Source organism: Nocardioides sp. zg-1230 (assembly GCF_013155335.1).
In the GTDB taxonomy this organism is placed as follows: domain Bacteria; phylum Actinomycetota; class Actinomycetes; order Propionibacteriales; family Nocardioidaceae; genus Nocardioides.
This window is the reverse complement of sequence record NZ_JABJQZ010000006.1, coordinates 66,375-84,657: the sequence shown is the minus strand read 5'-3', so window position 1 is coordinate 84,657 and position 18,283 is coordinate 66,375. Positions and strand designations below refer to the sequence as shown.

The 18,283-nt window shown below is 71.2% G+C and carries 16 protein-coding genes; 5 read left to right on the top strand and 11 right to left on the bottom strand.

Going from position 1 to position 18,283, the window contains the following annotated elements; all coding sequences use genetic code 11:
• The 4 genes from arc to HOO61_RS18610 all read right to left on the bottom strand — a co-directional run bounded on the left by arc (position 1) and on the right by HOO61_RS18610 (position 4,411).
• The gene (arc, locus tag HOO61_RS18625) at positions 1–1,746 is read right to left on the bottom strand and encodes a proteasome ATPase (protein WP_172261239.1); all 1,746 of its coding nucleotides are present in this window, start codon (positions 1,744–1,746) and stop codon (positions 1–3) included.
• 114 nt (positions 1,747–1,860) lie between these two features.
• On the bottom strand, positions 1,861–2,235 hold the full coding sequence (locus HOO61_RS25020) for a GrpB family protein (RefSeq protein WP_172261238.1): 375 nt from the start codon (positions 2,233–2,235) through the stop codon (positions 1,861–1,863).
• Positions 2,232–3,206: a tRNA (adenine-N1)-methyltransferase gene (locus HOO61_RS18615; RefSeq protein WP_172261236.1), complete on the bottom strand. Its 975-nt coding sequence runs from the start codon at positions 3,204–3,206 to the stop codon at positions 2,232–2,234. The genes HOO61_RS25020 and HOO61_RS18615 overlap by 4 nt, the downstream gene beginning before the upstream one ends.
• Before the next feature lie 35 nt (positions 3,207–3,241).
• Complete coding sequence (locus HOO61_RS18610) at positions 3,242–4,411, bottom strand: site-2 protease family protein (RefSeq protein WP_172261234.1); 1,170 nt, start codon at positions 4,409–4,411, stop codon at positions 3,242–3,244.
• An 82-nt stretch (positions 4,412–4,493) separates the two neighbouring features.
• Here HOO61_RS18610 and HOO61_RS18605 point away from each other — a divergent pair, with 82 nt between their 5' ends.
• On the top strand, positions 4,494–5,408 hold the full coding sequence (locus tag HOO61_RS18605; protein WP_172261232.1) for a PD-(D/E)XK nuclease family protein: 915 nt from the start codon (positions 4,494–4,496) through the stop codon (positions 5,406–5,408).
• 31 nt (positions 5,409–5,439) lie between these two features.
• On the opposite strand, the gene HOO61_RS18600 is transcribed toward HOO61_RS18605, so the two are convergent.
• The 6 genes from HOO61_RS18600 to HOO61_RS18575 form a co-directional block, all read right to left on the bottom strand.
• Positions 5,440–6,582, bottom strand: coding sequence for an ABC transporter ATP-binding protein (locus tag HOO61_RS18600; protein ID WP_172261230.1), 1,143 nt, complete (start codon positions 6,580–6,582; stop codon positions 5,440–5,442).
• Entirely contained in the window at positions 6,579–7,595 is a 1,017-nt protein-coding gene (locus HOO61_RS18595; protein WP_172261228.1) for an ABC transporter ATP-binding protein, read from the bottom strand. The genes HOO61_RS18600 and HOO61_RS18595 overlap by 4 nt, the downstream gene beginning before the upstream one ends.
• 2 nt (positions 7,596–7,597) lie before the next feature.
• A complete protein-coding gene (locus tag HOO61_RS18590; RefSeq protein ID WP_172261226.1) occupies positions 7,598–8,611 on the bottom strand; it encodes an ABC transporter permease in 1,014 nt (337 codons plus the stop codon).
• A gap of 6 nt (positions 8,612–8,617) precedes the next feature.
• Positions 8,618–9,628, bottom strand: a complete 1,011-nt coding sequence (locus tag HOO61_RS18585) for an ABC transporter permease (protein WP_172261224.1) — start codon at positions 9,626–9,628, stop codon at positions 8,618–8,620.
• A gap of 88 nt (positions 9,629–9,716) precedes the next feature.
• Positions 9,717–11,393: an ABC transporter substrate-binding protein gene (locus tag HOO61_RS18580; RefSeq protein WP_172261222.1), complete on the bottom strand. Its 1,677-nt coding sequence runs from the start codon at positions 11,391–11,393 to the stop codon at positions 9,717–9,719.
• A gap of 95 nt (positions 11,394–11,488) precedes the next feature.
• The gene (locus HOO61_RS18575) at positions 11,489–12,190 is read right to left on the bottom strand and encodes an HAD family hydrolase (protein WP_367650250.1); all 702 of its coding nucleotides are present in this window, start codon (positions 12,188–12,190) and stop codon (positions 11,489–11,491) included.
• Between the two features lie 240 nt (positions 12,191–12,430).
• On the opposite strand from HOO61_RS18575, the gene HOO61_RS18570 reads away from it, so the two are divergent.
• Complete coding sequence (locus HOO61_RS18570; RefSeq protein WP_172261220.1) at positions 12,431–12,652, top strand: hypothetical protein; 222 nt, start codon at positions 12,431–12,433, stop codon at positions 12,650–12,652.
• A gap of 117 nt (positions 12,653–12,769) precedes the next feature.
• Entirely contained in the window at positions 12,770–15,451 is a 2,682-nt protein-coding gene (locus tag HOO61_RS24305; RefSeq protein ID WP_172261218.1) for a LuxR C-terminal-related transcriptional regulator, read from the top strand.
• Positions 15,452–15,470: 19 nt separating this feature from the next.
• On the opposite strand, the gene HOO61_RS18560 is transcribed toward HOO61_RS24305, so the two are convergent.
• Positions 15,471–15,962 carry a DUF1269 domain-containing protein gene (locus HOO61_RS18560; protein ID WP_172261216.1) on the bottom strand — a complete coding sequence of 164 codons (492 nt, stop codon included), beginning with the start codon at positions 15,960–15,962 and terminating at the stop codon, positions 15,471–15,473.
• Between the two features lie 199 nt (positions 15,963–16,161).
• On the opposite strand from HOO61_RS18560, the gene HOO61_RS18555 reads away from it, so the two are divergent.
• Positions 16,162–17,211, top strand: coding sequence for a hypothetical protein (locus tag HOO61_RS18555; protein ID WP_172261214.1), 1,050 nt, complete (start codon positions 16,162–16,164; stop codon positions 17,209–17,211).
• Positions 17,208–18,248, top strand: coding sequence for a glutaminase A (glsA, locus tag HOO61_RS18550; RefSeq protein WP_172261212.1), 1,041 nt, complete (start codon positions 17,208–17,210; stop codon positions 18,246–18,248). Before HOO61_RS18555 ends, glsA begins: the two co-directional genes overlap by 4 nt.
• The last annotated feature ends 35 nt before the right edge of the window (positions 18,249–18,283 follow it).

Below are 18,283 nucleotides of genomic sequence, written 5' to 3'. Positions count from 1 at the left end.
TCACAGGTACTGGCCGGTGTTGGCGACCGTGTCGATCGACCGCCCCGGCTCGGTGCCCTGCTTGCCCGTGATGAGCGTGCGGATGAAGACGATGCGCTCGCCCTTCTTGCCCGAGATCCGCGCCCAGTCGTCGGGGTTGGTGGTGTTGGGCAGGTCCTCGTTCTCCTTGAACTCGTCCACGCAGGCCTGCAGCATGTGCTGGACCCGCAGGCCGCGCTGCGCCGGGTTGAGGTCGCTGTCGAGGAAGTCCTTGATCGCCATCTTCTTGGCTCGGTCGACGATGTTCTGGATCATCGCGCCGGAGTTGAAGTCCTTGAAGTAGAGGACCTCCTTGTCACCGTTGGCGTAGGTCACCTCGAGGAAGCGGTTCTCCTCCGACTCGGTGTACATGCGCTCCACGGTGGCGCGGATCATCGCGTTGACCGTCGCCGTGCGGTCCTGGCCGAACTCGGCGAGGTCCTCCGCGTGCAGCGGCAGCGTCGGGGTGAGGTACTTGGAGAAGATGTCGCGCGCCGACTCGGCGTCGGGGCGCTCGATCTTGATCTTCACGTCGAGGCGACCCGGACGCAGGATGGCGGGGTCGATCATGTCCTCGCGGTTGGAGGCGCCGATCACGAGGACGTTCTCCAGCGCCTCGACACCGTCGATCTCGCTGAGCAGCTGCGGCACGATCGTGTTCTCCACGTCGGAGGACACGCCCGAGCCGCGCGTGCGGAACAGGGAGTCCATCTCGTCGAAGAACACGATGACCGGGGTGCCGAGCGACGCCTTCTCGCGCGCCCGCTGGAAGACCAGGCGGATGTGGCGCTCGGTCTCGCCGACGTACTTGTTGAGCAGCTCGGGGCCCTTGATGTTGAGGAAGTAGGACTTCCCCGACGCGCCGGTGCGCTCGGCCACCTTCTTGGCCAGCGAGTTGGCCACGGCCTTGGCGATCAGCGTCTTGCCGCAGCCGGGCGGACCGTAGAGCAGCACGCCCTTGGGCGGCTTGAGCTCGTGGTCCTTGAAGAGCTCGGGGTGCAGGTAGGGCAGCTCGACGGCGTCGCGGATGGCGTCGATCTGGGTGGTGAGGCCGCCGATCTGCGTGTAGTCGATGTCGGGCACCTCCTCCAGGACGAGCTCCTCGACCTCGGACTTCGGCACGACCTCGTAGACGTATCCGGCGCGGGTGTCGAGCAGCAACGAGTCGCCGGCCCGGATGGTGACGTCCTCGGCGCACAGCGGCTCCGCGAGGCGTACGACGCGCTCCTCGTCGGCGTTGGCGATCACCAGCGCCCGCTCACCGTCGGCGAGGATCTCCTTGAGCATGACGACCTCGCCGACCTGCTCGAAGTCGAGGGCCGCGACCACGTTGAGCGCCTCGTTGAGCATGACCTCCTGCCCACGAACGAGGCCGTCGAGCTCCACGGCGGGGCTCACGCTGACGCGCAGCTTGCGACCGCCGGTGAAGACGTCGACGGAGTCGTCGTCGTTGCGCCCGAGGAAGGTGCCGAACCCCGCCGGCGGCTGCGCCAGGCGGTCGACCTCCTCCTTGAGCGTCGTGATCTGGTCACGGGCGTCGCGCAGCGTCTGGGCGAGCCGCTCGTTCTGGCTCGAGACGGCCGCGAGGGAGCGTTGCGCGTCGGCCAGGCGCGTCTCCAGCCCTCGTGACTGACCGGGCAGGTCCTCGAGACGGCGGCGCAGGTCGGTGACCTCGGCCTCCAGGTAGCGCACCTGAGTGGCAAGTTGCTCGCGTGACGGCTCAGACATCTCGCACCTCCTGCCACATGACACTACTCATGGATCCATGGGACGGAAGCGGATATCTCGCTGTGTTGGTCACCGTTTCGCAACTCTGGCGTCGGCGGGGTGCCAGGTGTCGCGTCAGCCGCCGTTGAGACGCCGGATGGCGTCCAGCTCCTCCGGCGTCATCCGCCCCGACGCCTCGAGCACCTGCTGCAGCACCGCCGACTTCCCGGCGAGGTAGGTGTCGATGTCCATGCCGGGGTCGGCCGCCAGCGCCCGCTTCACTGCGGCGTACGCCTCGCGCAGGTCGTCGCGCGAGCGCAGGACGTCCCGCACGGCGACGATGACGTCGACGTCGAGGACCGGCTTGGCCGCCAGCCCCAGCACCGACGTCGAGCCGACGTGCTCGACCCGGGCCGACGCCACGCCGGCGAGGGCGGTGCGCAGCACGGCCGCCAGCTCGTCGAACTGCTCCGCCCACCGCGGGGACCAGTCGACGACCTCAATGCTCACGCGTCGGTCTCTGCGGGCTCCAGCGGAGGTACGTCGGCGGGGCGGGGGCCGGTGTAGTCGGGGCCGTAGGCGCCGGGTGCGGGACGTCGGGTCTTGCGCGGCGGCTTCTCCCCCGGCGCCATCCGGCGGGCGGTGACGAGGAAGGCGGTGTGGCCGATCATCTTGTGGCCCGGGCGGACGGCGAGGCCCTCCACGTGCCAGTCGCGCACCAGCGACTCCCACGGCTGCGGCTCGGTGAAGCCGCCGTGCGCGCGCAGGGTCTCGACCACCCGAGACAGCTGGGTCGTCGTGGCCACGTAGGCGCAGACGATGCCACCGGGGACCAGGGCGTCGGCGACGGCGTCGACGCAGTTCCAGGGGTCGAGCATGTCGAGGATGACGCGGTCGACCTGGCTCCCGAGCCCGGGCAGCCCCTCCTTGAGGTCGCCGAGGCGCAGGTCCCAGGCGGGGTGCGTGCGGCCCTCGGGCGCGGCGAAGAACTGGTGCACGTTGCGGCGGGCGACCTCCGCGAACTCCTCGCGCAGCTCGAACGACGTGACGCGGCCCCAGGGGCCGACCGCGCGCAGCAGTGAGCAGGTCAGCGCTCCCGACCCGGCACCCGCCTCGACGACCCGAGCGCCGGGGTAGATGTCGGCCAGCGCCACGATCTGGGCGGCGTCCTTGGGGTAGACCACCGCGGCACCGCGGGGCATCGACACGACGAACTCGTTGAGGAGGGGCCGGAACACGAGGTACTGGCCGCCGGCCGAGGAGGTGACCGTGAACCCCTCGTCGCGGCCGATCATCTCGTCGTGGTCGAGGTGGCCCTTGTTGGAGAAGAACCGCTTGCCGGCGACCAGCTCGAAGTTGTGCTTGCGCCCCTTCTGGTCGGTCAGCCGCACCCACTCCCCCTCGCGCAGGGGGCCGCGGTGGACGCCGGACCAGGCCTCGGCGGGGACGTCGGCTCGGTCATCGGTGAGGGGCTCGGACATGCCGCGAACCCTAGTATTCCGAGCGGCGATTTCCCTCAGCGGCGAGCGTTGTCGCGGAAGGCCCGGTCGACGTCGGCAGTCGACAGGACGCCGTAGATCCGGCCGTCGGCCTCGACGAGGAGGTACTCCTCCGCGGGCCGGCGGCTGATGGCCAGGATCAGGTCCTCGCCCGCGACGGTGGCCGGGAGCGTCAGTCCCTCCTCCATCGTGCGGGCGACCGCGGAGGTGGGCACCCACGGGCGACGGTCGGCCGGCATGGCGGTGACGGCGGCCTCGCTGACGATGCCCACGGGGGTGCCGTCCGGGGTGACGGTGACGATGCTGCCGGCCTGCGCCTCCTGCGCGCGGCGTACGGCCTCGGCCAGCGGCAGGTCCTCGGGGACGGTGAGCGTACGGCGGGCGAGCGGGCGCGCGACCAGGGCGGGAAGCCGCTGCCGGAGCCTGGCGTGGGCCATCGCCGCCGTCGCTCCGGTCCAGAGGAACAGCCCCAGGATGAAGACGAGGACGAGGTCGAGGATCGTCGGCGGCTCACCGGTGACCCGCTCCTGCACCAACGGCCAGGCCAGCAGGGCCAGGGCGGTGATCCGGCCACCCCAGCCGGCGACGATGCTGCCGCGGTGCTGGTCGCCGGAGGCGCCCCACACGAGCGCCTTGAGCACGCGCCCACCGTCGAGAGGCAAGCCCGGGACGAGGTTGAGCACGCCGATGAGCAGGTTGGCGCCGGCCAGGAGGAGCATCGCTTCTTGGAGGAGACTGTCGGACATCAGATAGGCGACGACACCGGCCGCACCGCCGACGGCGATCGAGGTGAGCGGGCCCACCACGGCGATCCAGAACTCGTGCCGCGGCCGCTTGGACTGCCCGTCGACCTCCGTCATCCCGCCGAGGAAGTGCAGCGTGATCGAGTTGACGCCGTAGCCGAGCCGCTTGGCGACGACCGCGTGCGAGGCCTCGTGGAGCAGCACGGACAGGTAGAGCACGACCGCGAAGGCGAGGCCGGCGACGTACTTCCAGAACCCGAGTCCCGGTTGGGCCGCCTCGATGCGCGGCCCGAAGATCAGCGAGATCAGTGCGGCGACCACGAACCACGAGGTCGTGATGAGCACGTCGATCCCGACGATCGACCCGATCCGGATCGTGCCCGGGGCGCGCGGCGCGGACCGCCGCGGTCCGTCGGCGTGGGCTGGATCGTTCGGGTCGGCCACCTCCCAACCCTAGCCAAGGGCCCCGACGGCGAGGGCGTGGCCCGCAGCGCTGTCGTACGTCTCGCCTAGGGTGAGCCGCGCCATGACGATCCCCCTCCCCGAGCACGTTCCCGCAGCGACCGAGTCCCCGGCCGAGCGGGTCTCGACGCCGGTCGACGGCGTCGACGTGCTGGGGGCGATCTCCCCCAGCCGGGCCGGCGACTTCATGGCCTGCCCCCTGATGTACCGCTTCCGCACGATCGACCGCCTGCCCGAGCCTCCGTCGCCCGACGCCGTCCGCGGCACGGTGGTCCACAAGGTGCTCGAGGACCTCTTCGACGCCCCGGCCGCCGACCGCACACCCGAGCGCGCGCGCGACATGCTCGTGCCCGCCTGGGAGGGGCTGCTCGAGGCCGAGCCGGGGCTGGCCGAGATGTTCGGTGCCGAGGGGCCCGACCTCGCCGCCTGGCTCGCCTCCTGCCGCACCGTGCTCGACCGCTACTTCGACCTCGAGGACCCGCGCCGGCTCGAGCCCGCCGAGCGCGAGCTCTACGTCGAGGCGCTGCTCGACTCCAGGCTGCTGCTGCGCGGGTTCGTCGACCGGGTCGACGTCGCGCCCGACGGCCGGATCAGGGTGGTGGACTACAAGAGCGGCAGGTCCCCCACCGAGGGGTTCGAGGCCAAGGCGCTGTTCCAGATGAGGTTCTACGCGCTCGTCATCTGGCGCTTGCGCGGCGTCGTGCCGTCGGTCCTCCAGCTCATCTACCTCGGCAACGGCGAGATCCTCCGCTACGAGCCCGACGAGGACGACCTCCGCGCCACCGAGCGCAAGGTCGAGGCGGTGTGGCGGGCGATCCGCCTCGCCCAGGAGTCAGGCGACTGGCGCCCGAGCCCGTCACGCCTGTGTGACTGGTGCTCCTTCCACCAGTTCTGCCCGACCAAGGGCGGCACGATCCCGCCGCTGCCCGAGCCGGAGCCACCCGCTGCCGACGCCTCGGTGGACGAGTCCTCCGACTGACGGGAGCAGCGTCGCGACGACAGGGTCAGGGCTAGGCGTAGGCGTCCGGGGGCGGCCGGGGCACGGCGACCGGCCCGCCGAATCCCTCGGCGACCAGCGCGGGCTCGACCTCGTGCGGCTGGATCGCCCCGGCCGCGATCTCCTCGGCGAAGTGGCAGGCCACGCGGTGCTGCGCGGTCGCGCCGGGGACCTCCACGACCCGCAGCTCGGGTCGTTCGGTGTCGCACCGGGTCTCCTGACGCCATGGGCACCGCGTGTGGAATCGGCAGCCGCTGGGCGGGTTGGCGGGAGACGGCAGGTCACCGCTGAGCAGGATCTGCTCCCGTGAGTCCTCGACCTCTGGGTCGGGCACGGGCACGGCGGACATGAGCGCGCGTGAGTACGGGTGGAGCGGTACGTCGTAGAGCTCCGCCGCGCCGGACTCCTCCACCAGGCCACCGAGGTACATCACACCGATCCGGTCACTGATGTGGCGGACCACGGCGAGGTCGTGCGCGACGACGAGGTAGGTCAGGCCGAGCTTGTCCTGCAGGTCCTGCAGGAGGTTGATCACCTGCGCCTGGATGGAGACGTCGAGGGCGCTCACCGGCTCGTCCGCGACGATCAGGTCCGGGCGGACCGACAGGGCCCGGGCGATGCCGATGCGCTGTCGCTGGCCGCCGGAGAACTCGTGCGGGTACTTGCGCAGCCCGGCGACAGGCAGGCCGACGTCCGACATCAGCTCCCGCAAGCGCGCGTGCGTGGCGGCCTTGTCGGTGTCGAGGCCGTGTGCGCCCATGCCTTCGCGGAGGAGGGACTCCACGGTCTGGCGCGGGTCGAGGCTGGAGAGCGGGTCCTGGAACACCATCTGGAACCGCTTGCGCGCGCGCCGGAGCTCCTCGCCCCGCAGGGAGGCGATGTCGACCCCGTCGAAGACGACCGAGCCCGCGGTCGGCGGCTCGAGGTTGAGGATGGCCTTGCCGAGCGTGGACTTGCCGCACCCGGACTCCCCGACCAGTCCGTAGGTCTCGCCGCGCCGGATGCTCAGGTCGACGCCGTCGACGGCACGGACGTGGCCCACCGTGCGGTCGAACAGCAGCCCACTCTTGATCGGGAAGTGGACCTCGAGGCCGCGCACCTCGACGAGGACGTCGGAGGCTGAAGGCGCGCTCGCCGTCGTGGTGGACTCACTCATCGGGGTCCTCCCATCGGGTTGAAGCAACGGAACCCGACCACGTCGTCGCCGTCCCACTGTGGCGTCTCCCGGGTGCAGACGTCGACGCGGTTCGAGCACCGCGGGGCGAAGGCGCACGCCGAGTCCCAAGGCAGGTTGTCGGCAACTGACCCCGGCACCGGGTTGAGCTTCTCCCCGCGAGCTGCGTCGAGCCGCGGGATCGAGTGCAGCAGCCCGACGGTGTAGGGGTGGCGCGGGCGCTTGAACAGGCCGTGCCGGCCGCCGCGCTCGACGATCTTGCCGCCGTAGAGGACGTTGACCTCGTCGCACAGTCCCGCCACGACGCCGAGGTCGTGGGTGATCATCACCAGTGCGGTGCCGGTGTCGACGACCAGCTCCTTCAGCAGGGCGAGGATCTGCGCCTGGATCGTCACGTCGAGGGCCGTCGTGGGCTCGTCGGCGATCAACAGGCGTGGGTTGCAGGCCAGCGCCATGGCGATGAGGGCGCGTTGCCGCATGCCGCCGCTGAGCTGGTGGGGGTAGTTGGCCAAGCGCGCCGTCGGGTCGGGGATGCCGACGCGGTCGAGCAGCTCGGCGGCCTTCGGCGTCGCCTCCTTGCGGCTCATGCCCCGGTGTCGCTCCATGACCTCGGTGACCTGGCGACCGACCGTGACGACCGGGTTGAGCGACGACAGCGGGTCCTGGAAGATCATCGCGATGTCGGCGCCCCGGCGGTCGCGCATCTGCCCGGGCGACAGGGACAGCAGGTCCTCGCCGTCGAAGACGGCTTCGCCCTCCACGGTGTTGCCGCGTGAGGGCAGCAGCCCCATGATCGCCAGCGACGTGACGGACTTGCCGCAGCCTGACTCACCGACCAGGCCGACGGTCTGCCCGGGCCGCACGTCGAAGCTCACGCCGTCGACGGCGCGGAACGCCTTCTCGCCCTGTCGCTGGAAGGTGACACGCAGGTCACGGACGGACAGCAGAGGCTCCGTCGAGCCTGACGGGTGGCGGATCGCCTGGCGCTGCGTCATGTTCATCTCCTCGACTTCGGGTCGAGCGCTTCGCGGAGCGACTCGCCCATCAGCGTGAAACCCAGGGCGACCACGATGATGCACCCGGCCGGGTAGAACGCCAGGTGGGGAGCCTCGGAGATGTAGCGCTGTGCCAGGCCGAGCATCTGCCCCCACTCCGGTTGTCGCTGGTCGGGGTTGCCCAGACCCAGGAACGACAGCGCCGCCGCGTCGATGATGGCGATGGCCAGCGAGAGGGTTGCCTGGACGATGACGGGACCGAGCGCGTTGGGCAGCATGTGGCGGAACACGATCGCGCGCTGTTTCACGCCCAGCGAGCGTGCCGCGAGGACGTGGTCGCTCGTGCGCTGCGCCAGCAACGACCCGCGCAGCAGCCGGGCGAAGATCGGCACCTGGACCACCGCGATCGCGACGATCAGGGTCCACTGGCTGGGGCTGCGGGCGAGCGAGGCGATGGTGAAGGCCAGCAGCAGCGAGGGAAAGGACAGCATCACGTCGACGACGCGCATGACGAACGAGTCGACCCAGCCGCCGATCGCGCCGGCCAGGGTGCCGAGGACGAGGCCGCCGAGGAGGCCGAACAGCGTTGCGAAGACGCCCACGATCAACGTCTGCCGACTGCCGACGAGCAGCCGGGAGAACAGGTCGCGACCGCGGTCGTCGCCGCCGAGGAGGTGGCCGGGTTCGGGTCCTGGCACGGGGTTCGTCTGAGGACGCACCTTCGGCAGCAACGGCCGGTCGGTCGGGTCCCACGGCGCGATCCACGGAGCGATGATCGCCAGCACGACGAACGCGATGGTGATGGCGAGGCCGAGGAGGAACACCGGGTTGCGACGCAGGCGGTTCCACGCGCTGCGGATGAGCGACACCCCCGGTTGCTCGTCGGCGGTGCCGGCTGTTGCGAGTGCGTCGATGCGGTCGCGGCGGCGCTGGCCGTACGACGGTCGGCGAGGTGCCTCGTGGGTGTCCGGAGGGCTCGTCGAGGCGGACGTGGAGCCGGGCTTGTGGTCGCTCATGTCAGCTCACCTCGTCCGGATCCGCGGGTCGAGGACCGCGTAGGCGATGTCGACGAGCAGGTTCACCAGCACGTAGATGACGGCCGTGGCCAGGATGAGGACCTGCAACACGGCATAGTCCTTCTCCCGGAAGGACATTGCGAGTGCATCGCCGATCCCGCGGTAGGAGAACACGGTCTCGGTCAGGATCGCGCCCGCCAGGAGCCCGCCGACCTGGAGCCCGATGGTCGTGACCACGGGAAGCATCGCGTTGCGCAGCACGTGGCGGCCACGGATCACCTTGGCAGTGAGCCCCTTGGCCTCGGCGGTGCGGACGTAGTCCTCGTCGAGCACGTCGAGCACCGAGGCGCGGGTGATCCGGAAGATCACGGAGAAGGGAATCGTGGCCAGGGCGAGCGCCGGCAGGATGAGGTGCTTGAGCGCGTCCCACGAGGCGTCCCACTCGCGGGTGAGCAGCCCGTCGAGGACGAACATGCCCGTCACCCGGGTGGCGTCGAGTCCCGTGGTCTGGCGGCCCGACACCGGGAGGACCTGCCACTCGACGGCGAAGAAGTACTTGAGGAGGAACGCCGTGAAGAACACCGGCACCGCGACACCGATCAGGGAGAAGATCACCGCGCTCGTGTCGCTCAGGGAGCCGACCCGGCGCGCTGCGATGTAGCCCAGTGGGATGGCGAGCGTGATGGCGATGAAGAGCGCCAGCAGGGTCAGCTCGACGGTCGCCGGCAGCCTGGACCAGAAGACGACGAGCGCGTCCTCGCCGGGCAGCACCTTGGTGGAGGTGCCGAACTCGCCCTGCACGGCGCGCTCCATGAACTTCAGGTACTGCACCGGCAGCGGCTGGTCGAGCCCGAGGGCGGCCTCGAGCGCCAGCCGCCGCTCGGTGGTCTGCCGCTCTCCGAGGATCGCTGAGACCGGTCCCCCCGGGAGCGACCGCAGCCAGACGAAGAGGAGCATCGACAACACGAGGACGACGAAGACCATCTGGATCAGCCGTCGTAGGACAAAGCGAAGCATGGTTCTCCTCCCACGCCTGCACGATCCGGGGGCCGTCGGTCACGACGACCCCCGGACCTGACGCAGGTCGGTCAGTGACGAGTGGGAGTCACTCCCCTCCCACCGTGACCGTGTCGAACTCCTCGGCCGTCAGGGGGCTGGGGATCACGCCCTCGACGCCGGGGCCGACGACCAGGGCGGGCGGGGAGTGGCTGATCGGCAGGCCCGGGAGGTACTCCTCCATGATCTGGCGATTGATCTCCTCGAAGGCCGCACCCCGCTCGCCGTCGTCGACGATCGCGTCGGCCGCCTTGAGGTCGTCGGCCAGCTGCTTGCCCCACGGCATCGTGTCGGTGCCGAAGTCGTTGTCCTTCAGGTTGCCGAAGAACGTGCCGATGAAGTTGTAGGCGGAGTCGTAGTCGCCGGTCCAGCCCAGGATGTAGGCGTCGTACTTGCCGGGCTCACCGGAGACGTTGTCGAGGTAGCCACCGTTCCAGGAGGCCGTCACCACCTTCACGTTGATGCCCACAGCCTCGAGGTCGGTGCGCAGCGCCTCGTAGATCTTCTCCGGGTCCGGCATGTAGGGCCGGGTGACCTCGGTCGGATAGGCGAACTCGAGCGTCATCCCCTCGGCGCCGGCCTCGGCCAGCAGCCGCTTGGCCTCGTCGGGGTCGTAGGGGTAGGGCTCGAGGCTGGTGTTGTAGCCGCTGACTGTGTCAGGCATGAACTGGGTCGCGACGGCCGCTCCCTCGGGAAGCTGGCTCTGGACCAGCTGCTCACGGTTGAGGGCGTGGTAGATCGCCTGCCGGACCTTGAGGTCCTTGAGCTGCGGGTTGGCCTCGGGGTTGAGGCCGAGGTAGAGGATGTTGAACGGGTCGCGCACCTCGACGCTGTTGCCGTCCTCCTCGAGGCCGGCCCAGTCGACCGGGTTGGGCAGGTCGTACCCGTTGATGCTCCCGGCCTCGAGCTCCTGGCGCCGGGTGCTCTCGTCGGGGATCACACGGAACACGATCTCGCTGACCTTGGCCGCTTCACCCCAGTAGTCGTCGTTGCGCTCGAGGGTGATCTCACCGTTGGCCTCGTCGAACTCGCCGAAGGTGAACGGGCCCGTGCCGACGGGAGCGTCGGCGTACGCCGGGAAGCTGAAGCCCTCGCCCTCGGCAGCGATGCCGTTGGCGTCGCCCTCCTCGAGCGCCTTGGGTGACTGCATCGACAGCGACTCGAGGGTCAGCATGGTCGGGAACCCGGAGGTCGGGCCGCTGATGGTGATGACCGCCTCGAACTCCCCGGTCGCCTCGCAACCCTGGTAGAGGGCGTCCGCGGCGTTGTTCTTGTAGGCGCCCATGACGTAGCCCCAGTACTCACCGGCGACCTGGCCGGCCTCGTTCTGGTCGAACATCCGCTCGAAGTTGTAGCAGACGGCCTCGGCGTTGAACGGTTCACCGTCGTGGAAGGTCACGTCGTCACGCAGCGTGAAGGTCCACTCGGTGCCGTCCTCGTTGGGAGTCCACTCGGTGGCGAGCTCGGGGACGACCTCGGCGCTCCCGGGCTCGATGCCGAGGAGCCCCTCGAACATCTGACGGGTGATGCGGAACGTCTCACCGTCCGTGGCGTAGTAGGGATCGAACATCTCGGGGGCGCCGGCGGCGCCGAAGATGAACGTCCCGGCGTCCTCGCTGGCGCCGCCCTCACCACCGCCGTCGCGCTCGCTCTCGGCGCAGCTCGCGAGGGTGGCGGCCGCCAGGAGTGCGGTGGTCCATGTCGCCAAGGTGCGTTTCGGGGACATCAGGGGTCCTTCCGTCCGGTATCCGGTCAGGGTCGTCCCCAGCAGACTAGACCGGCGAATGTGAGCCAGGCCACACCGACACGGTCACGGTCCGGTCACGTGTGCGCAACCTCGACGCCTCGCGCGTGGCCGCTCACCAGGGACGCGAGCCCGGCGGTGTCGAGGCCGTCGAGCGTGCCGGTGAAGATGCGTCGCTCCCCCTCGAGGATCGGAACGTGGTTGGGCACGCACACGACGGTGCAGCCGGCAGCGACCGCCGACGTGGCGCCGGTGTTGGAGTCCTCGATCGCGAGGCAGTCGGCAGGATCCAGGCCCAGCTCGGCGGCCGCGGTGAGGTAGGGCTCGGGGTGCGGCTTGCCGAGCTCGACGCGGTCACCGGTCACGACGCTCGCGAACACCCCCTCGGGCAGCTGCGCCAGGATCGGGTCGACGAAGCGCTGCCACGACATGGTGACCAGCGCACAGGGGACGCCCCGTCCGTGCAGGTCGGTGAGCAGCTCGCGCGCGCCCGGGCGCCACGGCACCTCCACCTCGACCCGCGCCACGACCCCGTCGAGCAGCTCGTCGACGATCTGCTGGGGCGTGCGGTCGATGCCCATGTGGGCCCGGATGTAGTCGCCGGACTCGAGCAGCGCGTTGCCGACGAGGTTCAGCGCGTGCTCCTGGGACCAGGTGCCGCCGTACTTCTCCGCCATCGCGAACTCGGTCGCGATCCAGTAGGGCTCGGTGTCGACGAGCGTGCCGTCCATGTCCCACAGGACAGCGGCTGGCAGGGACGGCGGCACCGGAGAAGTCACCTGCCAGACCCTATCGAGGGGTGTCGGCGTCGGACGCATCCCCGACGTCCAGCAGGACGTCCCGCGGAGCCGGGACGCCGTCCGCGGAGCGGCACGACGACCTCCCCCGATATGTGGGAGGCAGCCGCCGGCCCTCGCGCCTAGCGTGCACGGCACCTGGACTCGCCGCTCGCGGTTCCCTGAGGTGGTTGGGCCGCCTCTGGGGCACGGTTGGTCCGGTCCCGTGCGAGGAGGAACCCGGTGCCGAGGATGATGATCCGTGTCGATGCCGAGCTGTCCCCGGACGCGCTCTCGGCGTTCCCGCACCTGGTCGCAGTGCCCCAGCGCCCGCAGACCGTGCTGTCGGGTGACGTGGCCGACCAGGAGGAGCTCCAGGGCGTGATCAGCCTCCTCGTCAGCCTCGGCGTCGAGGTGGTCGACGTGTTGACGGTGCCCGCGCCGACTGGGCTACCCTCGGGGTGATCTCACCCGAACGGGTGAGGTGCTTGGACACCTGCGGTCGCCCGCTTCGAGCGCTTGGGAGGGTGCGAGGGCGAGACGCGTGTCGTCCACGCACGCTGCGGCGGGAGGCGTGACCCCATGGGTGACCCGGCATCGACGGGGCGAGTGCGCCCCGCGGTTGGACTCGACGAGGCCGGCGTTCCCCGCCTGCCCCGGACCTACGTGCCCCGCAACGAGCTGTGGCGGCGCCTCGACGCCGCCGGCGACTCAGCGGTCGTCACGCTGGTCGCACCTGCCGGAGCAGGCAAGACCCTGGGCGTTGCGGGGTGGCTGCGCAACGCGCGGGCGCCTGCGTCGTCCGGTGACGTGGTGTGGCTCGACGCCGGTCGCGGCGTGGACCACACCGGCCTTGACGCCGCCCTCGGGGACCCGGACGGCGACCGCAGCGGCCCGCCGCGCCTGGTCGTCGTCGACGACGCCCATGCCCTCCCCGCCTCGGCCGTCCGGCTCCTCGACACCCGCCTCAACGACGCGCCGCGGTCCATGCGCGTCCTCCTGCTGTGTCGGTGGGACCTGCCGCTCAGCCGGCTCGCGGCCCAGCTGCTCGGCCACCTCACCGACCTGAGGGGCGACGTGCTCCGCCTCTCGTCCGCCGAGAGCTCACGACTGATCGAGCTCCACGTCGGGCCGGCGACGCCTGAGGTGGTGTCCGCGATCGCCACCCGCGCCGAGGGGTGGTGCGCCGTCGTGGTGCTGGCCTCGCGGCTGGTGGCGGCGTCCCCGGACCAGCGGGGCGCCGTCCGCCGCATGTCGCAGGGTGGTTGGACGGTCGCGGACCAGGTGGTCAACGAGGTCTTCGCCGCGCTCACGTCGCGGGAGCGACACCTCCTGCTCTGCACGGCGAGCGAGCGGGAGGTGTCCGCGGAGACCGCAGCCCACCTGACCCAGGACCGGGACGCCGGGGGCGTCCTCGCCGGTCTCGAGTCGACCGGGCTGCTCGTCACGCGGTCCGAACGCAGCCCTGTCGCCGCACGGCCCGGCATCGGCCCGCGATCCGCCGGTGGACCCCACTTCCGGATCCACCCGCTCCTCGCGGAGGTCGTGCGCCGTCGGATCAGCGCCGGTGGTGTCGATGTCGAGCGCGCGAGGTCCACGGTCCTGCGGGCCGTACGGCTCGACGCCAGCGCGGGGGCCGTCGACGACGCCTTCGGCCGATTGGTCGACCTCGGTCTCGCGGAAGCGGCGGCCGACCAGCTGGTCGACGAGGGCACCCGCATCCTGACCCGCGGTCGCAGCAGGGACGTGGTCGCGTTCTCCCACCGCTGGCCCGCTGTCGTCGACGCGCGCCCCGAGTCCTGGTTCGTCCTCGCCGTCGAGCGCTGGATCCACGGGGACATCACCTCGGCGATGCACTGGATCGACCGCTTGCTGGTCGCCAGGGCGGACGGGGCCGGTGCTACGCCCCGATGGACGACGCAGCTGCTCTGTGCGCGCCTCATGCGCGCGCGAGCCGGGTTCGAGCCCCTCGCCGCAGCGGCGGCGGAGGGCCAGCACCACGTGGAGTCCGGTGCGTTCTCCAGCACCCCCTCCGACCTGCAACCCCACATCCTGGCCGAGCTCGGCATCGCCCAGCTCGCGCTGGGGATGCCGGTCCCGGCCGAGGCCAACCTGCTGCGTGCGGCGCGACTCGGCGACGAGCTGGGCATGCCTGCGCACGCCGCGGGCGCCTACACCCACCTCGCCGGCCTCTACTACATGCGCGGACGTGAGCACGTCGCCCGCCGCCTCGCCGAGCGCAGCCTGCGCGCCATGGAGCACCTGGTGACCGTCTTCCCGGTGACCCGTCACCGGGCCGAGCTCTACGGCCGGCTGGCCGCGATGTCCACGGTGCCACCCGCCGCGGGAACGGAGGGTGCGCCCGAGGGCCTGACCGAGGGCCCCACCGATGTCCCGACCGGCGCGGTCCTGCACCCCGCCGACACGACGACGCGTTTCTGGCAGCAGGTCCACGACGCCCGCGTGCACCTGTCACGACGGTCCGTGGTCCGGGCCGAGCAGACCCTCCAGGCGATCATGGACGTCCCCGGCCTCCCGCACCACCTGCGCGCCACCGTGCTCATCGAACGAGCGTTCCTCGCCTTCCTGTCCGGCGACCGCACGACCCTCAGGGGCCTCGGCGACGAGCTGCACGACCACGGCTCGCCCGGCGAGGCGTTGCTGCTGCGGGGCGTGGAGGCCGACCTGGTCGGTGACCTGCGCGCTGCTGTCGAGCACTTCGCCGCGGCCGTGGAGCACCGGGTGCTCGACCAGCCGCCCTGCCGGGCATTGGCGCTCGTGTGTCGTGCTCAGCTCCTCCACGCCCTCGGTGACAGGGAGTCCGCCCGCGAGGTGGTGCTCGAGGCCGTCCGGGCGACGGAGAGCCGGGGCAACTACGTGCCCTTCCTCGGCTGGACCCGCCACGGCACGCCCGTCCACACGCTCCTGGGTGACCTGGAGGGCGCCGGACCCGCGGCGTGGCTGGGAGCCCTCCGTGACCTCACCGGGGCGCACTCCGACATCACGGCCGACCTCGCGCCCTCCACCGCGACCAGCCGGGAGCGCTCGTCGGAGGGCGACCCGCTCGTCACGGCGCACCTGAGCCCTCGCGAGCGCGACGTGCTGCGCGAGCTCGCGCGGGGTGCGACGTACGCAGACATCGCCGACGGCCTGTTCGTCTCCGAGAACACCGTCAAGACGCACGTGTCGAGCCTTTACAGCAAGCTCGGAGCCAGCCGGCGCAGCGAGGCCCTGTCCGTCGCGCGCCGGCTGCAGCTGCTCTGAGACAACCGTCCGCTCGGAGTCACTCCTCCTCGGCGAAGACCTCGCGGATCGCGTTCTCCTGCTCGGTGCTCAGGTTGGTGAAGATCAGCTCGGGCCGGTTCGCGGAGAACGCCTCCCGCACCTTGTCCATCACGGCGTCCGAGCTCAGCACGAACAACGCCGAGGTCCCGGGCGTGACCTCGTCCCGGACCCGGTTGATGAAGCCGTCGTCGATGCCGACGTCCCTCAGCGACCCGGCGAGGGCGCCCGACGCGGCGCCGATCGCGGCCCCGAGCAGCGGCACGAAGAAGATCAGTCCGAACAACATGCCCCAGAAGGCGCCCCCCAGGGCCCCGGCACCGGTCAGGTTGGCCAGCTGCCTGGTCTTGGGCTTCTTCTTCCCCTCGTCCCAGCGCACGGTGGCTGCGTCGTGGATGGTGATCAGGTGCTGCGAGGAGAGCTGTCGCAGGGTCTCCGTGGCGTCGTCGGCGCCCGAGGCGGTGTCGAACTTCCAGACCGTCAGCGTTCCCATGGATCGATCCCTTTCGTCGATGGCGTACGACGATGCTGCGCGTGCCGGGAGGGCACGGGCTCCCCCGATCCGGGTGAGTGACTCGCGGCTCGGCGCAGCAGGGTCGGCTCACCCGATTCAGGGGGTGCACCTCGGCGCCGACGGCGTCACGGTGGCCCGTGCGCGGTCGCACCGACCGGTGAGGGACGGAGGGCGCCGAGTGACCGACTTCCGGCCCGGGGGTCGCAGGATCCTGACGGTGGCGCTGTGCGTCGTCGTCGTCTGGCTGGCGGCACGCCTCGTGGGTGACATCGACTGGGGCGCGGTGCGCTCGGCGCTGGGCAGGCTGTCGTGGAGCGAGCTCGGGGTACTGGTCGGGCTGATGGTGGTGCGCAACACCCTCAACGCACTCCCCCTCGCCCTCTTCATCCCCGGGGTCGGGATGGTGAGGGCCCTCGTCAACGACCTCGCCGCCCACCTGCTCGCCGTCGTCGCCCCACCACCGGGCGACCTCGTGCTGCGGCTCAAGGTGTTCGCCTCGTGGGGCGTCCCGCACGCTGTCGCCCTCGCGGGCACGACGGCGAACATGGTCGCGTTCTACACGGTCCGCTTCGCCGTCCCGGTCGTGGGAGTGCTGCTCCTCGTGGTCACCCGCTGGGAGGCCGGTCCCCTCGGGCGCGTGCTGCTGAGCGGGCTGGTGGCCGCCACGATCCTGGCCCTCGCGCTGGCCGCCGTACGGCACGACACGACCGCTGCCCGGGTCGGGGAGGCTGCGGGCCGCGCCGTCTCGCGCGTCCGCAGGTCGACGAGACCCGAGGAGTGGAGCCGCCGGGCCGTCACCTTCCGCCACCACGTCGCAGCGGGCTTCCGGTCCCACCTCGCCGCGTCGTTGCTCGGCCTGATCGCGATGGTGCTGGTCGACGCCAGCATCGTCCTCCTCGCGCTGCGCTTCGTCGGTGTCGGGCCCGAGTCCGTGCCGGCCCTCGACGTCTACGTCACCTTCTGCCTGGTCTACCCCTTCACCCTGTTCCCGTTCATGGGCCTTGGGATCGTCGACGGGCTCCTGCTCGCGGAGCTCGTCGACCTCGGCGGGGAGGGCATCGAGGCCGCGGCCGTGGCCGGTCTCGTCGCGTGGCGCACCGTCACGCTCGGGGGTCCGATCGTGCTGGGCGGGTTCATGCTCCTCGCGTGGCGCGTCGGGCTGGTGCCGCCGAGACCGGAGCGGTCGCCGGTCGCGGACGGTCCCCACGACGAGACGTCACCGACATGAGCCACGAGCCGCGCCACGTCTCCACCGGGCTGCTGCCGGCCCGCGAGACGACCCAGGCCTGCCTCGACGAGGCGTACGAGCTCTTCCGGTCCGTCCCCGACGGCGCGGTCTCCACGGTCTATCCCGCGCTCGCCGCCGCCGAGCCGCAGCGCTTCGGTCTGGCCCTGGTCGCCGCGTCCGGTGCCGTTGCCGCCGCCGGGGACGCCCGGGTCCCCTTCTCGATCATGAGCGTCGCGAAGCCGTTCGTCTTCGCGCTGGCCTGTGAGCTCCACGGCGTCGAGCGCGTACGACGCCGCGTGGGCGTCAACGCCACGGGCATGCCGTTCAACTCCACGGTCCCGCTCGAGCGTGACCCGCACGGTCGGACCAACCCGATGGTGAACGCCGGAGCGATCGCGACCACCAGCCTCGTCACCGGCCGGGGGGTCGAGGAGCGGTGGGAGGTGCTGCGCAGCACGCTCTCCCGGTTCGCCGGGCGCCGGCTCGAGCTGGACGACGACATCCTCGGGTCCGCCCGCGCGACCAACCACCGCAACCGGGCCCTCGCCAACATGCTGGCCGCGGCCGGCGCCCTGGAGGGGCAGGCCATGGATGCCGTCGAGCTGTACACCCGGCAGAGCTGCCTGTCGGTGACGACCACCGACCTCGCCGTGATGGGAGCGACCCTCGCCGACGGCGGCACCAACCCCCTCACCGGCGGACGCGTCGTCCACCCCGAGACCGCCCACGCAACCCTGGCGGTGATGACGGTCGCCGGCATGTACGAGACGTCCGGCGACTGGCTCTTCGACGTCGGCATGCCCGGAAAGAGCGGCATCGGGGGCGGGCTCGTCACCGTGTCCCCCGGCAAGGGGGCACTCGCCACGTTCTCGCCCCTCCTCGACGAGGCCGGCAACAGCGTGCGGGGCCAGCTCGCCACCCGACACCTCGCCCGGCGGCTCGGCCTCGACATCCTCGCGTCCGAGGCGGCGCCACCGACACCCGCGGAGGGGGGCGATTCGCCCGTTTTGGGGGAGCCGTCGCCGTCGGGCACCTGAGCATCCTCGACGCACGCCCACAGCCCCGCCAGGAG